Source organism: Acinetobacter sp. ANC 7912 (genome assembly GCF_039862785.1).
In the GTDB taxonomy this organism is placed as follows: domain Bacteria; phylum Pseudomonadota; class Gammaproteobacteria; order Pseudomonadales; family Moraxellaceae; genus Acinetobacter; species Acinetobacter thermotolerans.
In genome coordinates this window covers 1921751-1937183 of sequence record NZ_CP156795.1, presented here as the reverse complement: position 1 = coordinate 1937183, position 15433 = coordinate 1921751, and the positions used below count along the sequence as shown (strand labels likewise).

The window sequence follows — 15433 nt, the reverse complement described above, 5'->3', positions numbered from 1 at the left end:
TGCGCTGATTTTAAAATTTTTTGGAGTTATAAAATGTCTAAAGGTCAAACTTTACAAGATCCGTTCTTGAATTCCCTTCGTAAAGAACGCATTCCAGTTTCTATCTTCCTCGTTAACGGTATCAAACTACAAGGTCATATCGAATCATTTGACCAATACGTTGTATTATTAAAAAATACTGTAAGCCAAATGGTTTACAAACACGCGATTTCTACAGTAGTTCCTGCACGTAACCCACGTCCTGCTGGTGCGCCTGCTGGTGCTCAAGGTGCTGGCTTCGGTGGTCAAGCTGGTGGCTTCGGCGGTCAACCTGGTTTTGGTGGTCAAGGTGGCTTCGGTGGTCAAGGTGGCTTCGGTGGTCAAGGTGGCTTCGGTGGTCAAGGTGGCTTTGGTGGTCAAGGCGCTGGCTTTGGTGGTCAAGGTGGCTTCGGTGGTCAAGGTGGCTTCGGTGGTCAAGGTGGTTTCGGTGGTCAAGGCGCTGGCTTTGCTGATGATGCAAAATTCGAAGATACTCCAGATGACGAAAACAATCGTTAATTTATCTTGAGAATTTTAAAACCGCTCTTTTGAGCGGTTTTTTTATAGTTGTTTCTTATTTTGATGCAATAAAAAACCGGCCTAAGCCGGTTTTTGTAGATGTATAAGATTAGTTCTTCTTGCGATCCAGTGAAGGGTCTTTAATCTCGACAAAGGCATTGTTACGGATTTCACGTAACCAGCTGTCTAGTTCGGTATCAAACTGACGTTCTCCAAGTAACTGGCGAGCCATACGTTCCTGATATTCCTGAGTCATGTCCTGCTGACGTGTATCAGTGACTTGCAGGATATGCCACCCAAACTGACTTTGGAAGGGTTCACTGATCTGACCTACAGGTGTATTTTTCATACGCTCTTCAAACTCTGGCACCATGACACCTGGACTGACCCAACCAAGGCTGCCACCATCACGTGCTGAACCTGGATCATTCGAGAAAGTGGATGCCAATACGGCAAAGTCTTCACCATTTTTTAAACGGCTATGAAGACTATCAATCATCTGTTTCGCATTTTCAGGGGTCACGACTTCAGATGGCTGAATCAAGATATGACGGGTCTGGTATTGCGAAACGATTGCTTTTTGATCACCTGCTTTACGGTCGATCAGTTTCAGGATATGAATACCATCACGTGCTTCAATCGGTTCAGAAGTTTGACCAGGTTGCAGGGTGGTCACACGTGAAGCAAGTTCATCAGGAATAGCTGAGATATTGCGATAGCCCATATCAGCGGCTTCAACTTTAATACCATCTTTTGAATGTTTCTTTTCTAGTGCTTTTAGATCTGTAGTATTTACTAGATCAGCTTTTACTTTACTCGCAACTTGAGCTGCATTTTCACCTGACACACGAACATGTTGTACATGTACCTGGCTGCCTAATAAGGCTTGACCTTGTGGGGTTTTCAGGAAGTTTTCTACGTCCTGATCGCTTACTTTGATCCGTGAAGTTACGACTTGTTGACGTAAACGGTTAATCGCCAAATCTTCGGCAATACGATTACGAAGTGATGCATAGGTATTTGGTGCAATGGCATCCAGTTTTTGCTGGAATGCTTCCAGGCTTGAAGAGCCTGAGTCACGAGCAACTTTTAATACAGCATCATTCAGGGCTTTTTCATCTGGACGGATGTTATAGCGCTTAACTTGTTCCAATTGAGCCTGACGCAAGATAAGTTGTTCTAAAGCCTGTTGCTGCAAAATCTGTTGTGGTGGTACAGTTTTATTTTGCTTTTCTAGTTGATGGGAAATTTCAGCAATCCCTTGTTCGAGATCACTACGTAGAATGACGCTATTGTCGACAACAGCTACAACTTCATCCTTGGTCTGTGCGACAGCAAAGCTTGGAATTGCTGCAGATAGGCATAGCGCAAGTGTTGTTGCTTTAAAAAATTGTTTTAACTGTTTTGTCTTCATTAACGTTCTGTCCAAGTCTGATTGATATTATTAAAGCCCAGAATACGGTTTTCTAGCAATGATGCCAGTTTATTATTAAAACCACCTAATCCGCGTAAGCTGACTTCTGCCATAATCATACGTTTTGGTTTGACGCCTGCTTCATTGACATCATCCAAGTCATTGTAATATGAGCGGCCATATACCGAAACACCCCAACAGCATGACTCATAGTTCACGCCAAGTAAATATTCGCGGGCAACATGATTATCCATATCATATTGAGCATGTCCGATCAGGCGCCAGTTGTTGGATACTGGTTGAATAAATGAACCCACCACCTGATCATAGCTCTTCTGGCGATCAGCAATATCTTGGCGATAGAAATAACCAATGTTATACAGATTGCCTTTTTCACCTGTGTAATAAGCCTGAACATCACGTTGGGCATTATCACCATTTGACATCCATGCCGAATTAAAGCCTAAGCGCAGGTTTTCTGAAAGTTGACTGGTTAATTGAACCACTGGGCCGGTATGAGATTCACGGTCATATTCATCCAGATCACGTTCTAAGTTGACACGGCGATCTTCAAAGAAAAAACTTTGACCGACACTGGCACGTAATCGTTCCAGACCAATATCATCAAACAGGCTGTAACTCAGCCCGACTGAGGCAAAGTTGTTGTCTTCTAATCGGTCATGACCATAGAAGCGTCGTGGACTAAAGAGCTGATCATAGCTGATGGATGCATTCACGGAATCAAAGTTGGGTTGGCCTTCCTGATTCTCGTAAGGGGCATAAGCATAGAACAGGCGTGGTGTTAAAGTTTGTAGGTAACGACCTTCTTTTTCAAAAATTAAACCTGCATCAAGCGTGAATTCCGGTACTACGATCGATGTACTTTCACTTGAACTATTGATACTGTCTAGATTGTCACGAGTATCCTGATCATAAAAAGTATTCACATTACGCAATGATGCTTGTGGAATCAGGAAGGCTCCAGGAGTACGATAATTGTAACGTACTGCTAAATCATTATAGATACGGGTACCGCTTGGTTCATAACTATCAAGAGATGGATGTAGATTGCCAATATCTTTTTTAAAGTAAGCAGTATCGTGATTGGCTTCAAATTGCCAGCCTAATGGATTACCGGTTTTATAGTTCACCAGAAACTGTGGAAGGCGAGCATAAGGACGATCTTCATCTGCCACATCAGGGTCAAGCGTTTGGAAATCTTCAACTTTAAGCTGTGCTTTTAAGCCAGGAAGTCCATTTTTGTAATTTAGTTCCCATGCACGACGTAAATTCAGATCAGTTTTAGAATCTGGGCTATTATTCAGATCAGAGAAAAAGTCTTTGTCTGAAGCATAGTTGTATTCCAGATTGGTCGAGAACTGCTCGTTAATCTGCCAGTCATGGCGAAAATGCAAGTCTTTACGATCTTCGTCATTATAGCTTTTATCTGAAGGTAGAATGCTACCCCAGATCTGACCATAACCGAAATTCTCGGTTAGATAGCGGAATTCACCATTCAGCATGGCACCACGATCTGCAATAAAGCGTGGGGTAATGGTGGCATCATAGTTCGGTGCAAGGTTCAGATAAACTGGAACACCAAGCTCCAAGCCACCGTCATTGGTAAAACCAAAACTTGGCGTCAGAATGCCGGTAGTACGACGGTCATCGATTGGGAAATTGAAATAGGGTAGGGCTAAAACAGGCACTTCTTTAACATAAAGTTTGGTGTTACGAGTTTCACCGCGGCCTGTTTCCTGATTTAGCTTAATTCGATCGGCCTGAATTTTCCAGGTTGGTTTTTCATCCGGTGGACAAGTGGTATAAGTTGCATTTTCCAATTCGACTGTGTCAGTCGAGGTCTTGGCGATCTTGTCAGCACGACCATGTGCATGCTGCTGTTCTGCAATATAGAAGCTGTTATTCAGGTCACCTTGCTGAGTTTTGAGATTGTAATTAATGTCATCACTCTGTGAGAGCAAACCAGCTTGTGCTAGCTGGACACGACCCTGAGCTTTAGCATAAGTTTGGGTTTGATCAATGGTCACTTTATCCGCACGAATCTGACGACCTTGCTGGTCAATGACCACATTACCTTCCAAATAGGAATCACCATTGGGGTTGTAATGACCATAATCAGCAGTCACGGTCGACGTTGCTTGTTCTGGATCTACTGCTTCAACTTCAGGAGAAACTGGCGTAATCCAAGTGCCTTTACAATAGGCTGAGCTTAAATATTGTCCCTGACGTTGCTGCGCTTCCGGGCTGGATTTGTCTACATAATATTGGGAATAAAAGGCTTCACCCGGATAACTTTCCTGCAGGCTATTATTCTGTTGCGGCGTAGTATTGGTTGATGAGTCATTTTCTGCAGCATAGCCGGTGATTGAGCTACCACATAACAAAGTTAAAATCGCAGTCGCTAAAGGATTATATTTAAACTGATGCTTCATTTGTCTCATTAACCAATCATGCTTAATCGCAATTAATTATTGTCGCATCATAGAGAAAAAGTTGATAAGTAGCTACACTTAGCACTTTAAAAACTCAGCCTGTATTAGAATTTATTGCAAATGAATACTCAACGCGAACAATTGATTCAATCTTGGATTGCATCTGTACTCGGTTCAGATCAATTTGAAACTCATTTTTTAGCAGGCGATGCCAGTTTTCGTCGTTATGCACGAATCAAACTGAATAATAAAACATTTATGTTGATGGATGCACCACCAGAAAAAGAAGATTGTGTGCCTTTTGTGACGATTGATGAATTTTTTGATGCAAATGAGGTTCGTGTGCCACATATTGTGGCCAAAGACCTGGAAAATGGCCTGTTGCTGCTAGAAGACTTCGGTAACGTGATGTTGTCAGATCTGTTAAATGACGACACTGTTGATGCTTATTATGAACAAAGTTTTAAACAGTTAATTCAGATGCAGTCCATTCCGGGTGAAGGACATTTCCCGGAATATGCTTATGAAAAGCTGATTTCGGAAATGGAGTTACTCACCGACTGGATGTTGCCAGCATTAAACGTGGTTCCTAACGAAGCGGAAGCTGCACTGATCAAACGTACTTTTGCCATTCTAGCCAATGCGGCATTGGCTCAGCCACAAGTGATTGTGCATCGTGATTTCCATAGCCGTAACCTGATGAAAATTGAAGGTGAAACCGAGCTAGGTGTGATTGATTTTCAGGATGCGGTGATTGGTGCAGATACTTATGACCTGATCTCGATTACCCGTGATGCCTATGTGCAGTGGAATGCGGACCGTGTCTATCGCTGGTTTGAAACTTTCTATCACTTGTTGCCAGCTTCATCCAAAGAAGGTCGTGATCTGGAACAATTTAAGAAAGATGCGGATATGGTGGCCATTCAACGCCATATCAAGATATTGGGTATTTTTGTGCGTTTGTTTGTACGTGATGGCAAGTCGGGCTACTTGAAAGACCTGCCACGTGTGATGTGGTATTTATTGGAAGAAACCAAACCTTATGCCGAGCTGCAGCCATTTATGCAGTTTATTCGTGAGCGTGTATTGCCAGCCTTTGAAGATAAATATGGTATTTATGAGGTGGCTGCATAAATGAAAGCGATGATTCTGGCAGCCGGTCTGGGGAATCGCATGCGTCCCTTGACCCTGCATACCCCAAAGCCTCTCTTGGAAGTTGGTGATAAACCTTTAATTGTCTGGCATATTGAAAAGCTAGCTGGTTTGGGGGTAACTGAAATTGTCATCAATACTGCCTGGCTGGGTGAAAAGCTGGCACAGGCTTTAGGTGATGGTTCGCAGTTCGGTGTCAAAATTTTATGGTCACATGAAGGGGAAGGGCTGGAAACCGCAGGCGGGATTATTAATGCTTTACCTTTGCTGGGTACGGAGTCATTTATTCTGGTCAATGGCGATGTTTGGACCACCATGGATTTTGCTCCACTCTTAAAGGTAGAACTGGGTGAAAATTTGGCACATCTAGTACTGGTAGATAACCCGCCTCAGCATCCGCAAGGGGATTTTAGCTTGGCTGAAGGAAAGGCTTATACCTTCGAACAGAATGTTCAGGGTGAAAACCTAACCTTTAGTGGTGTATCTGTGATTCATCCAAAAATGTTTGATGGTCTGGAGCAGGGTAAACGTCCATTAGCCCCTCTTTTAAAAGAAGCGATGCTGGAAAATAAAGTCTCTGCTTCCAAACTGATCGGTGACTGGGTGGATGTTGGAACGCCAGAGCGTTTAGTTGCACTGGATGCTGCAATTCGTGAAGGGAAGTATGCTTAAGTGAATATTCACTAAGCACTCCCTGCTGTGCCAATATGGAGAAAGCGTTATACTTTCTCCCAATTTTTTCGAGCGTTTATTGTTTATGCATACGTTTTTTCAGGAATTAAAGCAGGGTAGCCAGGCTTTAGGTTTAGCATTGAGTGATGAAGCTTTAAATTTATTACTCAAGTACCAGGACGCTTTGGTGCTGTGGAATAAGGCATACAATCTGACTGCGATCCGTGATCCGAAAGAAATGCTGATCAAGCATTTGCTGGACAGCCTCAGCATTTTAAAAGACTTACCACCGGGTCGTCTGCTCGATATTGGTACAGGTGGTGGTATGCCGGGCATGATTATTGCGCTATGTCAGCCGGAACGTGACTGTGTGTTGCTTGATTCCAATGGTAAAAAAATCCGTTTCCTGAAACAGTTTATCGCTGACCTAAAATTAAAAAATGTCATTGCGGTGCAAACCCGAGTTGAAAATGAAGATAGCATCAATGAACTGGGCAAGTTTGATGTGATTACCAGCCGTGCATTTGCGTCGTTAACTGATTTTGTAGATGCATCGAAACCGTATATGCATGAAAAAAGTACTATTGCTTCTATGAAGGGGCTGATTCCTCATGATGAAGTGGATACTTTAAAAAATGAATTCAGTTGTGAGATTATTGAACTCAAAGTTCCGCGCTTAGACGAACAACGTCATTTACTTCTATTAAAACGAATTTAAGATTTTCAAAGGAATTGGGATCAACATGGCACAAATTATTGCGATTGCAAACCAGAAGGGTGGCGTTGGCAAAACCACAACCGCAGTAAATTTGGCGGCATCTCTGGCAATATTAAAAAAACGTGTGCTGCTGGTGGATATGGATTCGCAAGGGAATGCCACGATGGGGTCGGGCATTCAGAAAAATGACCTGCTGTATTCCGTGACAGATGTATTGCTGGGTGAAGTGCCGATTGAAACAGCAATTACTAAAGCCGAAGTAGGATATAAGGTCTTAGGTGCGAATCGTGATCTAGCAGGGGTTGAACTAGCGATTGCAGAACAGGATGGTCGTGAATTTATCTTACGTGATGCACTGCAGGAAATAGAATCTTTATTTGACTATATCCTCGTTGACTGTGCACCTAGTCTGAGCCTGATTACCGTCAATGCGCTGGCAGCTGTTGATGGTGTGATCATTCCTATGCAATGTGAATACTATGCACTCGAAGGCCTTGCAGATTTAACTCAAACGATTGACCGTATTCAACAGGCATTGAATCCTGATCTGCAAATTGTGGGTGTATTACGGACCATGTTCGATCCGCGTAATGCCTTAACCCGTGATGTCTCTGAAGAATTACAACAATATTTTGGCAAGAAACTCTACGATACTGTGATTCCACGTAATATTCGTCTGGCTGAAGCACCAGCGCATGGTTTACCGGTGATCTATTTTGAGAAAAGTTCCAAGGGTGCAGTTGCTTACCTTAATCTGGCGGCTGAAGTGTTAAAGAAAAGTAAAGTGAAAAAAGGAAGTAAAGCATGACCGTGAAGAAACGTGGACTCGCCAAAGGTCGTGGTTTGGATGCATTACTGGGGTCAATTCAAAAAGAAAAACTACAGTTAGAAGCACAAGGTCTGGATCATGGTCAGCTCAAGCAGATTGATGTGCATCTGCTGAAGCGTGGTGAATATCAGCCACGTCGCTATATTAATGAGCAGGATCTGCAGGAACTGGCCGCTTCGATTGAAAAGCATGGCATCATGCAGCCGATCGTGATTCGTCCGGTAGATGATGAACGTCATCCATATGAAATTATTGCCGGTGAGCGTCGCTGGCGTGCAGCACAGTTAGCTGGTCTGACTGAAGTTCCAGCAATTGTACGCGAACTGAATGATCAGGTCGCGATTGCACTGGCCCTGATTGAAAATATTCAGCGTCAGGACCTGAACCCGATTGATCAGGCTTTGGCATTACAACGCTTCCATGATGAATTTGGTTTAAGTCATCAGGAAATTGCGGATACCGTTGGGAAAGCACGTACTACAGTCAGTAACTTACTGCGCCTTCTAACTCTGGCTGAACCAGTGAAAGACTTTATGCAGCAAGGTTTGTTGGATATGGGGCATGCACGTGCGATTTTGACTTTAAAAGCTAAAGATCAATTGAAAGTTGCTGAAATGGTGATTGAAAAAAGCCTTTCGGTACGTCAGACTGAACAATTAGTTCGTGATTTAAATGCACCAAAACAAGATAAACCAAAGCAAGTTGTTGCGCCGGATATTCAGCAACTGACTCAGCGTTTATCTGAACGTTTTAGTGCAGATGTAAAAATTGATTATAACAAGCAGGGTAAAGGGAAACTTGTCATTAGCTATCATTCATTGGAAGAGCTGGACGGTATCCTATCGATCCTGGATGTAGAATAATTTTCTTGATTGGGGATAAATCAGATGTGGGAGTTGGTAAAAGCGGGCGGGTGGTTGATGCTGCCTTTGGTATTGTGTTCGATTTTTATGGTGGCAATCGCACTGGAACGAATCATTCGTTTGAAAAAGAGTGTGGTGTTGCCCCAAACTCTTCTGATTGGTCCTCAGCAAAATGCTGCACAGGTGATCCAGAAACTTAATTCCGATGTTGCCTTACAGCGTACAACACTAGGACGCGTTTTTGCTGCTGGTGCAGCAAGTGGTCATCAGACGGAACAATATGCTCGTGCTCAAATGGAAGTGGTGGCATCACAGGAAGTTGGGTATCTGGAAAAGAATATCAATTTCTTGGGAACCTTAAGTGCAGTTGCACCTTTGCTAGGTCTTTTAGGAACTGTGCTTGGGATTATTGAATCTTTCCTGATGATTGATGTGGGTACGACCAGTGATCCAGTGTTGATGATGCCAGGGATTTCGAAAGCACTGATTACCACAGCTGCAGGGATGTTGATTGCCATTCCAGCACTATTTGCTTATCGTTATTTCCAACGTCTGGTGCAGGAATATGTGGCAGAGCTGGAGCAACAGGCAACTTTATTTCATGCAGATCTTTTCTACCACTCTGATGTCGGTGTAAACCTTCAGAAGGCAAGCTGAGGTAGGGCATGAAATTTAAACGTAATCAGGTAGAAGAGATTCATATTAATCTCACGCCAATGATTGACTGTCTGCTGTTTATTTTGGTCTTTCTATTGTTGTCTACGACTTTTAGTCAGCTGAGTCGGATGAATTTGACTTTGCCAGATGCACAGGGTGTGCCGCCGAAAAATTTTGACCAGAAAATCGAAGTCACTGTGGATGCTAATGGTCATTATGCGGTAAATGGGCAATCTTTGGCGAGTAAAGAAGTCGCTGATTTAAATACCGCAATTAAACAGATTTCTAATGAACGCCGTGATTTAATGTTTGTGATTGCTGCTGATGCAAAAGCAGCACATCAAGATGTGATTCGCGTTATGGATGTAGCAGGTCAGCTTGGCTTTGTAAACATCAATATCAGTACCAAAGTCCCCACTCGAGGTTATTAGTGAAGCAGGATTTAAAAGTCTATTTTCGCCTTCTAAGTTATTTAAAACAGTTTTGGGGAGTGGCATTACTGGTCGTTCTCGGCTTTGGTTTGAATGCTGCAACTGAGGTTTCTGTTGCAAAACTGTTAGAACGTATTATTGAGGCAATCCAGACTCGAGATCGTGGATTTACCACACTCTTTCCATTCCTAGTAGTCTTGCTGATGTTTTTTCGGGGGACTGGCTTATTTCTCGGTGGTTATTTTACCGCGGTTATTTCCCGTAATTTGGTCTTTAATATCCGTCAGGAAGTATTTGCAAAATTGATGCGTCTCCCAGCGCAATATTTTCTGGACAATACCAGTGGTCATATTACTGCTAAGATTATGTACAACGTTGAGCAGCTGACTGCTGCGACAACGGAAGCATTAAGAACCATTATTCAACAAGGTTTAATTACCATTGCGCTGTTGGGCTATCTGCTTTATACCAACTGGCGCTTGACCATGTGTATCCTGATTTTTGCACCAGTCATTGGCTGGATTATTAGTCAGGCTTCACGGCGTATGCGTAAGCTGTCTAAACAGGTTCAGGATACGATGGGTGATGTCAACCATGTAGTACAGGAATCTGTATATGCCAATATGGTAGTGAAAGCTTTTGGTGGGCAGATATATGAGCAGGAGCGTTTCAAAAAACATTCTTTGGAAAATCTGAAACGTGGTCTGAAGATGGTAGTAGTTCAGCAGCTGAATAGTCCTGTGGTACAGCTGATTATGTCCATTGCGCTGAGTATTGTGATGTTTATTGCCTTGCGTCCGGAAATTCTGCGTGATACTTCAGCAGGTGAATTTGTTTCTTATATTACTGCCGCAGGTATGTTGGCCAAGCCGATTAAAGCCTTAACTGATGTGAATGAAAAAATTCAGCGTGGTATGGCGGCTGCTTATTCCGTATTTGAATTGTTAGATATGCCTGAAGAACAGAATACTGGAACACTGACCGATCTATTAAAAGGTAATATCCAGCTGGAACATGTCAGCTTGACTTATTCTGATGGTCATCAGGCACTGAATGATATTAGTCTGGATGTCAAAGCGGGTGAAACTATCGCGCTGGTCGGTCGTTCCGGTGCAGGTAAAACCTCACTTGTCAATCTGCTGATGCGTTATCAGGAAGCCACTTCTGGTCGAATTCTGTTTGATGGTAAAGACATCAAGGATTTTGAACTGAATGCGCTGCGTACTCAGATTGCGATGGTGAATCAGCAGGTGGTGCTGTTTAACCGTACAGTACGTGAAAATATTGCCTATGGTCAGCTTGAGGGCGCTGCTGAAGAAGACATTATCGCAGCGGCCAAAGCTGCTTATGCACATGACTTCATTATGGCCTTGCCACATGGTTATGATACCGAGCTTGGTGCGCAAGGCCTGAATCTTTCCGGTGGTCAGCGTCAGCGTATCGCCATTGCTCGTGCTATTCTGAAAAATGCACCAATCTTGATTTTGGATGAAGCGACCAGTGCATTGGATAATGAGTCCGAATACTTTATCCAACGTGCTTTCGATGCCGCCATGCAGGATCGTACGACCATTGTGATTGCTCACCGATTATCTACCATTGAAAATGCAGACCGGATTGTGGTGATGGATCAGGGTCGTATTTTAGAGCAGGGCACCCATCAGCAATTAATGGATAAGAAAGGTGCGTATTATCAGTTACATCAACGCAACTTTGAGGAGCATTGATGATGTCGCTGGCACAGGTCATTCAGGATGCCTGGAATACGCAGGCGAAATGGCTGGTTGTGCTGCGGCCATTTTCTTGTCTGTACAAGTTTGGTTTTAGTTTGAACAAAACGCTTTATCAAAAAGGTTTTAAAAAAAGTTATACCGCACCTGTGCCAGTCATGGTGATTGGGAATATTACGGTGGGTGGTAGTGGGAAAACTCCGCTGTTAATCCATTTAGTAGAGTATCTAACTCAAAAACATGTCCGTGTTGGTGTGATCAGCCGTGGTTATGGTGGTAAAGGTCCATTTCCATGTTATGTAGATACTCAGGCGACAGCGGAAACAGTCGGAGATGAACCCGCACTGATTGTGCAGTCGACAGGCGTTCCAATGGCAGTGGGTCCAAATCGTCAGCAGAGTATTGAGCTGCTACTGTCCAAACATGATCTGGATCTGATTATTTGTGATGATGGTTTGCAGCATTGGGCTTTAAATCGACAGATTGAATGGATTGTGCTGGATAATAATCGTGGGCTGGGTAATCAAAAATTACTGCCTGAAGGTTATCTGCGTGAACCAGTTGATCGTCTGAAAACTGGAACCGTGATTGAACATGCGGCTCATCCACAATCTGAATTGCATATGCATCTTGCACCTGCACAGCCATATTTGCTCAATCGTACAGAATATCAAACTTTTGATCCAAACCTGCCTTACTATGCCGTGGTTGGTATAGGCTTTCCACAGCGTTTTTATCGCACCTTGGAGAGTCTAGGGATTCAACAGTTTCAATGTCATGAATTTCCGGATCATCATGATTATGAAATCGAAGATCTGGACTTTGAAGATCATTATCCGATTATTACTACAGAAAAAGATGCAGTAAAAATCATGGCATTGCTGAAACAGAATCCAGAGTACAATCGTGATATCTGGGTGGTACCAGTAGAAGCTGTATTATCACCAGCATGCTATCAAGTTTTGAAGCAGCAGCTGCTTGAACAGGGTATTTCTATTTCTTAAGGCCTATTTATTATGAAACACATTGTCATTCCAGCCCGTTATGCCAGTTCACGTCTGCCGGGTAAACCGCTGCTTGAGATTCATGGTCGTCCGATGATTTTGCGTGTTGTGGATCAGGCCCGTAAAGTTGAAGGCTTTGATGACCTGTGTGTCGCTACGGATGATGAACGTATTGCTGAAGTTTGTCGTGCTGAAGGCATTGATGTGGTGATTACGTCTAAAGATCATCCATCAGGTACCGATCGTCTCAGTGAAGTGGCACGAATTAAAGGTTGGAATAGCGACGACATTATTGTCAATGTGCAGGGTGATGAACCTTTATTGCCAGCACAACTGGTGCAGCAGGTAGCTCAGCTATTAGTCGATCAGCCAGAGTCCTCTATGTCGACTTTGTGTGAACCAATTCATGCACTGGAAGAATTTCAGCGTGACAGCATCGTGAAAGTGGTGATGTCCAAGCACAATCAGGCACTGTATTTTAGCCGTGCGACCATTCCTTATGATCGTGATTGTGCTAAACAGGCTGAACAGAAATTACATGATCAGGCTTATCGTCATTTAGGACTGTATGCATACCGAGTGAAGTTGCTACAGGAATATGTGACTTGGGAAATGGGTGTATTAGAAAAACTGGAATCACTGGAGCAGCTGCGTGTACTGGAAAATGGTCACCGTATTGCCATTGCAGTGGCTGAAGTGAGTCTGCCACCAGGCGTGGATACCCAACAGGATCTGGATCGTCTGAACCAGCTTGATCCATCTGCTTTTGCTTAACTTGAGAGTTTGCCATGCCACTTGATGCTACTGCACATATCTATTCTTGGCAGCAACAGGTTTGGGATACCTTGACTGGGCGTTTTCCTAAACTTGGGCATGGCTTGCTGTTTTATGGTAAAAAAGGCTGCGGTAAAGAAGCCTTTACCCAGCAATTTCTGGCATGGGTGCTTTGTCAGAACCGGCATGTGCGCAATCTGCCTTGTGGTGAATGTGGTAGTTGTCAGTGGCTAAAAGCAGATACCCATCCGAACTATGTCTATGTCAGTACGGATGAGGAAAATAAAAAGCAGAATGCCAAGATCAAGATTGAAAAGATTCGTGAGCTGTTGCCCTTTGTGCAGCAGACCGTTGATGGCTGGCGGGTGATTGTGATTGAACCGGCTGAAGCATTAAATATCGCCTCAGCCAATGCTTTGCTGAAAACGCTAGAAGAGCCGGGCGAAAATATCGTGATTATTCTGCTGGCAGATCATTACCTGAAACTGCCAGCGACCATCCGTAGTCGTTTGCAACATTTCGCTTTAGACCGTATTAGTCCAGAACAGGCCAGCCAGTTTTTGGCTGAGCATCTGCCAGATGCGGGTAATTCACAGCAGCAGTTACTGATGAATCTGGCCAATCAAATGCCATTGCAAGCCATTGAAGTGGCACAAAGTGCCTGGTTGTCGATGCGTCAGGATTTTCTGCTGGATTGGCAAAAATTGGTCATGGACAAGAATATGCCGATAGCGATTGCGACCAAATGGAATAAAAACCTGAATTTCAGTGAATTCAGTCAAATGTTTGAATACTTGTTGTCGGATTTGATTTGTGTCAAGCTAAATCAGGCCATCAAAAATATTGACTTAAAATTTGAGCTGTTGGCTGAACAATATTCATTAGAGCAACTTTTTAATATTTATGGGGAGTTTCAGCAGTCCAAACAATATCTGGAGCAGAATGTGCAAAGCAATCTGGTACTGGATCAATTGTGTATCCGACTGATGAATCTTGAATAAAAGAAGGAGAACAATATGCAATCACGTATGGGCGGTATTATTCAGGCCAATATTCCTGATATCGAGACCCTGTTTGCCAGTTATATGCCATTTGTCGCCGGTGGTGGCCTGTTTATTCCTTCTAATCAAAGTGTGCGTCTGGGTGATGAAGTCTTTGTGCTGGCGACCTTGCCTGAACAATCTCAAAAAATTCCTTTAACTGGAAAAGTGGTCTGGGTATCGCAAAAGCAGAATGGCATTAAACCGCAAGGCTTTGGCATTCAGTTAAGCGGTGAAAAAGGTGTTTTCTTCAAAAATGAAGCAGAACGTCTGGTGGCAGGGCTTAAATCTACAGGGCGTAGAAGTTACACTATGTAGATATTCTCCCTGTACATAGGAAAGCGCCGTGTTTGTAGATACCCATTGTCATTTAACCTTACTTGACTTAACTCCCTATGATGGTGATCTGGATCTGGCGCTGGCACAGGCGCGTGAAGCCGGGGTCTCAAAATTTATGAGTATCTCGGTGGATCTGGATGATCATATCGAGCTGGAAAAAATTGCTGCACGTCATGCTGATGTCGGTTATAGCGTCGGCGTGCATCCGTGTGAAGATCCGGCTACTATGGCACGTGCTACTACTGAGTATTTAGTCGAGCTGGCTCAACCGGAAAAAGCTTGGGCAATTGGTGAAACCGGTCTGGATTATTTCCATAGCACCGATTTTATTAAAGAACAAAAAGAATGTTTTGCTCGTCATATTCATGCTTCTCAGATTGTGAAAAAACCGGTGGTGGTGCATACCCGTTCTGCTAAATATGACACCGTCGATATTATTCGTGCGGAAAAATCAACGCATGGTATTCTGCACTGTTTTACTGAAGACTGGGAAACAGCCAAAGCGGTTTTAGACTGCGGTTATTATGTGTCTTTTTCCGGTATTGTTTCATTTAAAAATGCCCAGGATTTGCGTGATGTGGCGAAACAGGTACCACTAGATCGCGTCCTGATTGAAACCGATAGTCCTTATCTGGCACCAGTGCCATATCGTGGTAAATCAAATGAACCAAAATACGTTCCATTTGTAGCCAAAGCCTTATCTGACGTATATGATAAGACTTTGGAAGAGATGGCTGCAATTACCATGCAGAACTTTGAAAATCTTCTAAATTTAAAGTAAAAAATTGAATTGAATAAGAGCAGAAGAGAGTTATAGGGT

16 protein-coding genes are annotated in these 15433 nt (G+C 43.3%); 14 read left to right on the top strand and 2 right to left on the bottom strand.

Annotation, left to right across the window (positions count from 1 at the left end; translation table 11 throughout):
• Positions 1–33: 33 nt before the first annotated feature.
• Positions 34–537, top strand: coding sequence for an RNA chaperone Hfq (gene hfq, locus ABEF84_RS09570; protein WP_347473669.1), 504 nt, complete (start codon positions 34–36; stop codon positions 535–537).
• A gap of 109 nt (positions 538–646) precedes the next feature.
• Here the strand turns inward: hfq and ABEF84_RS09565 are convergent, their stop codons facing one another.
• Together ABEF84_RS09565 and lptD are read right to left on the bottom strand one after the other, a co-directional pair.
• A complete protein-coding gene (locus tag ABEF84_RS09565; RefSeq protein WP_034587622.1) occupies positions 647–1951 on the bottom strand; it encodes a peptidylprolyl isomerase in 1305 nt (434 codons plus the stop codon).
• Positions 1951–4404, bottom strand: a complete 2454-nt coding sequence (gene lptD, locus ABEF84_RS09560) for an LPS assembly protein LptD (protein ID WP_347452854.1) — start codon at positions 4402–4404, stop codon at positions 1951–1953. The genes ABEF84_RS09565 and lptD overlap by 1 nt, the downstream gene beginning before the upstream one ends.
• A 120-nt stretch (positions 4405–4524) precedes the next feature.
• On the opposite strand from lptD, the gene ABEF84_RS09555 reads away from it, so the two are divergent.
• The 13 genes from ABEF84_RS09555 (at position 4525) to ABEF84_RS09495 (ending at position 15394) form a co-directional block, all read left to right on the top strand.
• A complete protein-coding gene (locus ABEF84_RS09555; protein ID WP_034587626.1) occupies positions 4525–5538 on the top strand; it encodes an aminoglycoside phosphotransferase family protein in 1014 nt (337 codons plus the stop codon).
• Positions 5539–6228, top strand: a complete 690-nt coding sequence (murU, locus tag ABEF84_RS09550; protein ID WP_034587627.1) for an N-acetylmuramate alpha-1-phosphate uridylyltransferase MurU — start codon at positions 5539–5541, stop codon at positions 6226–6228. It abuts the gene before it with no gap.
• 85 nt (positions 6229–6313) lie between these two features.
• Complete coding sequence (rsmG, locus tag ABEF84_RS09545) at positions 6314–6946, top strand: 16S rRNA (guanine(527)-N(7))-methyltransferase RsmG (protein WP_034587628.1); 633 nt, start codon at positions 6314–6316, stop codon at positions 6944–6946.
• 25 nt (positions 6947–6971) lie between these two features.
• Positions 6972–7754, top strand: a complete 783-nt coding sequence (locus ABEF84_RS09540; RefSeq protein ID WP_034587631.1) for a ParA family protein — start codon at positions 6972–6974, stop codon at positions 7752–7754.
• A complete protein-coding gene (locus ABEF84_RS09535) occupies positions 7751–8638 on the top strand; it encodes a ParB/RepB/Spo0J family partition protein (RefSeq protein WP_034587632.1) in 888 nt (295 codons plus the stop codon). Before ABEF84_RS09540 ends, ABEF84_RS09535 begins: the two co-directional genes overlap by 4 nt.
• A gap of 24 nt (positions 8639–8662) precedes the next feature.
• Positions 8663–9295 carry a MotA/TolQ/ExbB proton channel family protein gene (locus tag ABEF84_RS09530; protein ID WP_347473668.1) on the top strand — a complete coding sequence of 211 codons (633 nt, stop codon included), beginning with the start codon at positions 8663–8665 and terminating at the stop codon, positions 9293–9295.
• A gap of 8 nt (positions 9296–9303) precedes the next feature.
• A complete protein-coding gene (locus tag ABEF84_RS09525; protein ID WP_034587636.1) occupies positions 9304–9726 on the top strand; it encodes a biopolymer transporter ExbD in 423 nt (140 codons plus the stop codon).
• Complete coding sequence (gene msbA, locus ABEF84_RS09520) at positions 9726–11453, top strand: lipid A export permease/ATP-binding protein MsbA (RefSeq protein WP_347455177.1); 1728 nt, start codon at positions 9726–9728, stop codon at positions 11451–11453. Before ABEF84_RS09525 ends, msbA begins: the two co-directional genes overlap by 1 nt.
• Positions 11454–11455: 2 nt before the next feature.
• Complete coding sequence (gene lpxK, locus ABEF84_RS09515; RefSeq protein ID WP_347473880.1) at positions 11456–12460, top strand: tetraacyldisaccharide 4'-kinase; 1005 nt, start codon at positions 11456–11458, stop codon at positions 12458–12460.
• Between the two features lie 12 nt (positions 12461–12472).
• Entirely contained in the window at positions 12473–13234 is a 762-nt protein-coding gene (gene kdsB / locus ABEF84_RS09510; protein WP_347452851.1) for a 3-deoxy-manno-octulosonate cytidylyltransferase, read from the top strand.
• Between the two features lie 14 nt (positions 13235–13248).
• Positions 13249–14235, top strand: coding sequence for a DNA polymerase III subunit delta' (locus ABEF84_RS09505; protein ID WP_347473667.1), 987 nt, complete (start codon positions 13249–13251; stop codon positions 14233–14235).
• Between the two features lie 15 nt (positions 14236–14250).
• A complete protein-coding gene (locus ABEF84_RS09500; RefSeq protein ID WP_034587646.1) occupies positions 14251–14592 on the top strand; it encodes a PilZ domain-containing protein in 342 nt (113 codons plus the stop codon).
• 28 nt (positions 14593–14620) lie between these two features.
• A complete protein-coding gene (locus ABEF84_RS09495) occupies positions 14621–15394 on the top strand; it encodes a TatD family hydrolase (protein ID WP_347452849.1) in 774 nt (257 codons plus the stop codon).
• Positions 15395–15433 lie beyond the last annotated feature (39 nt).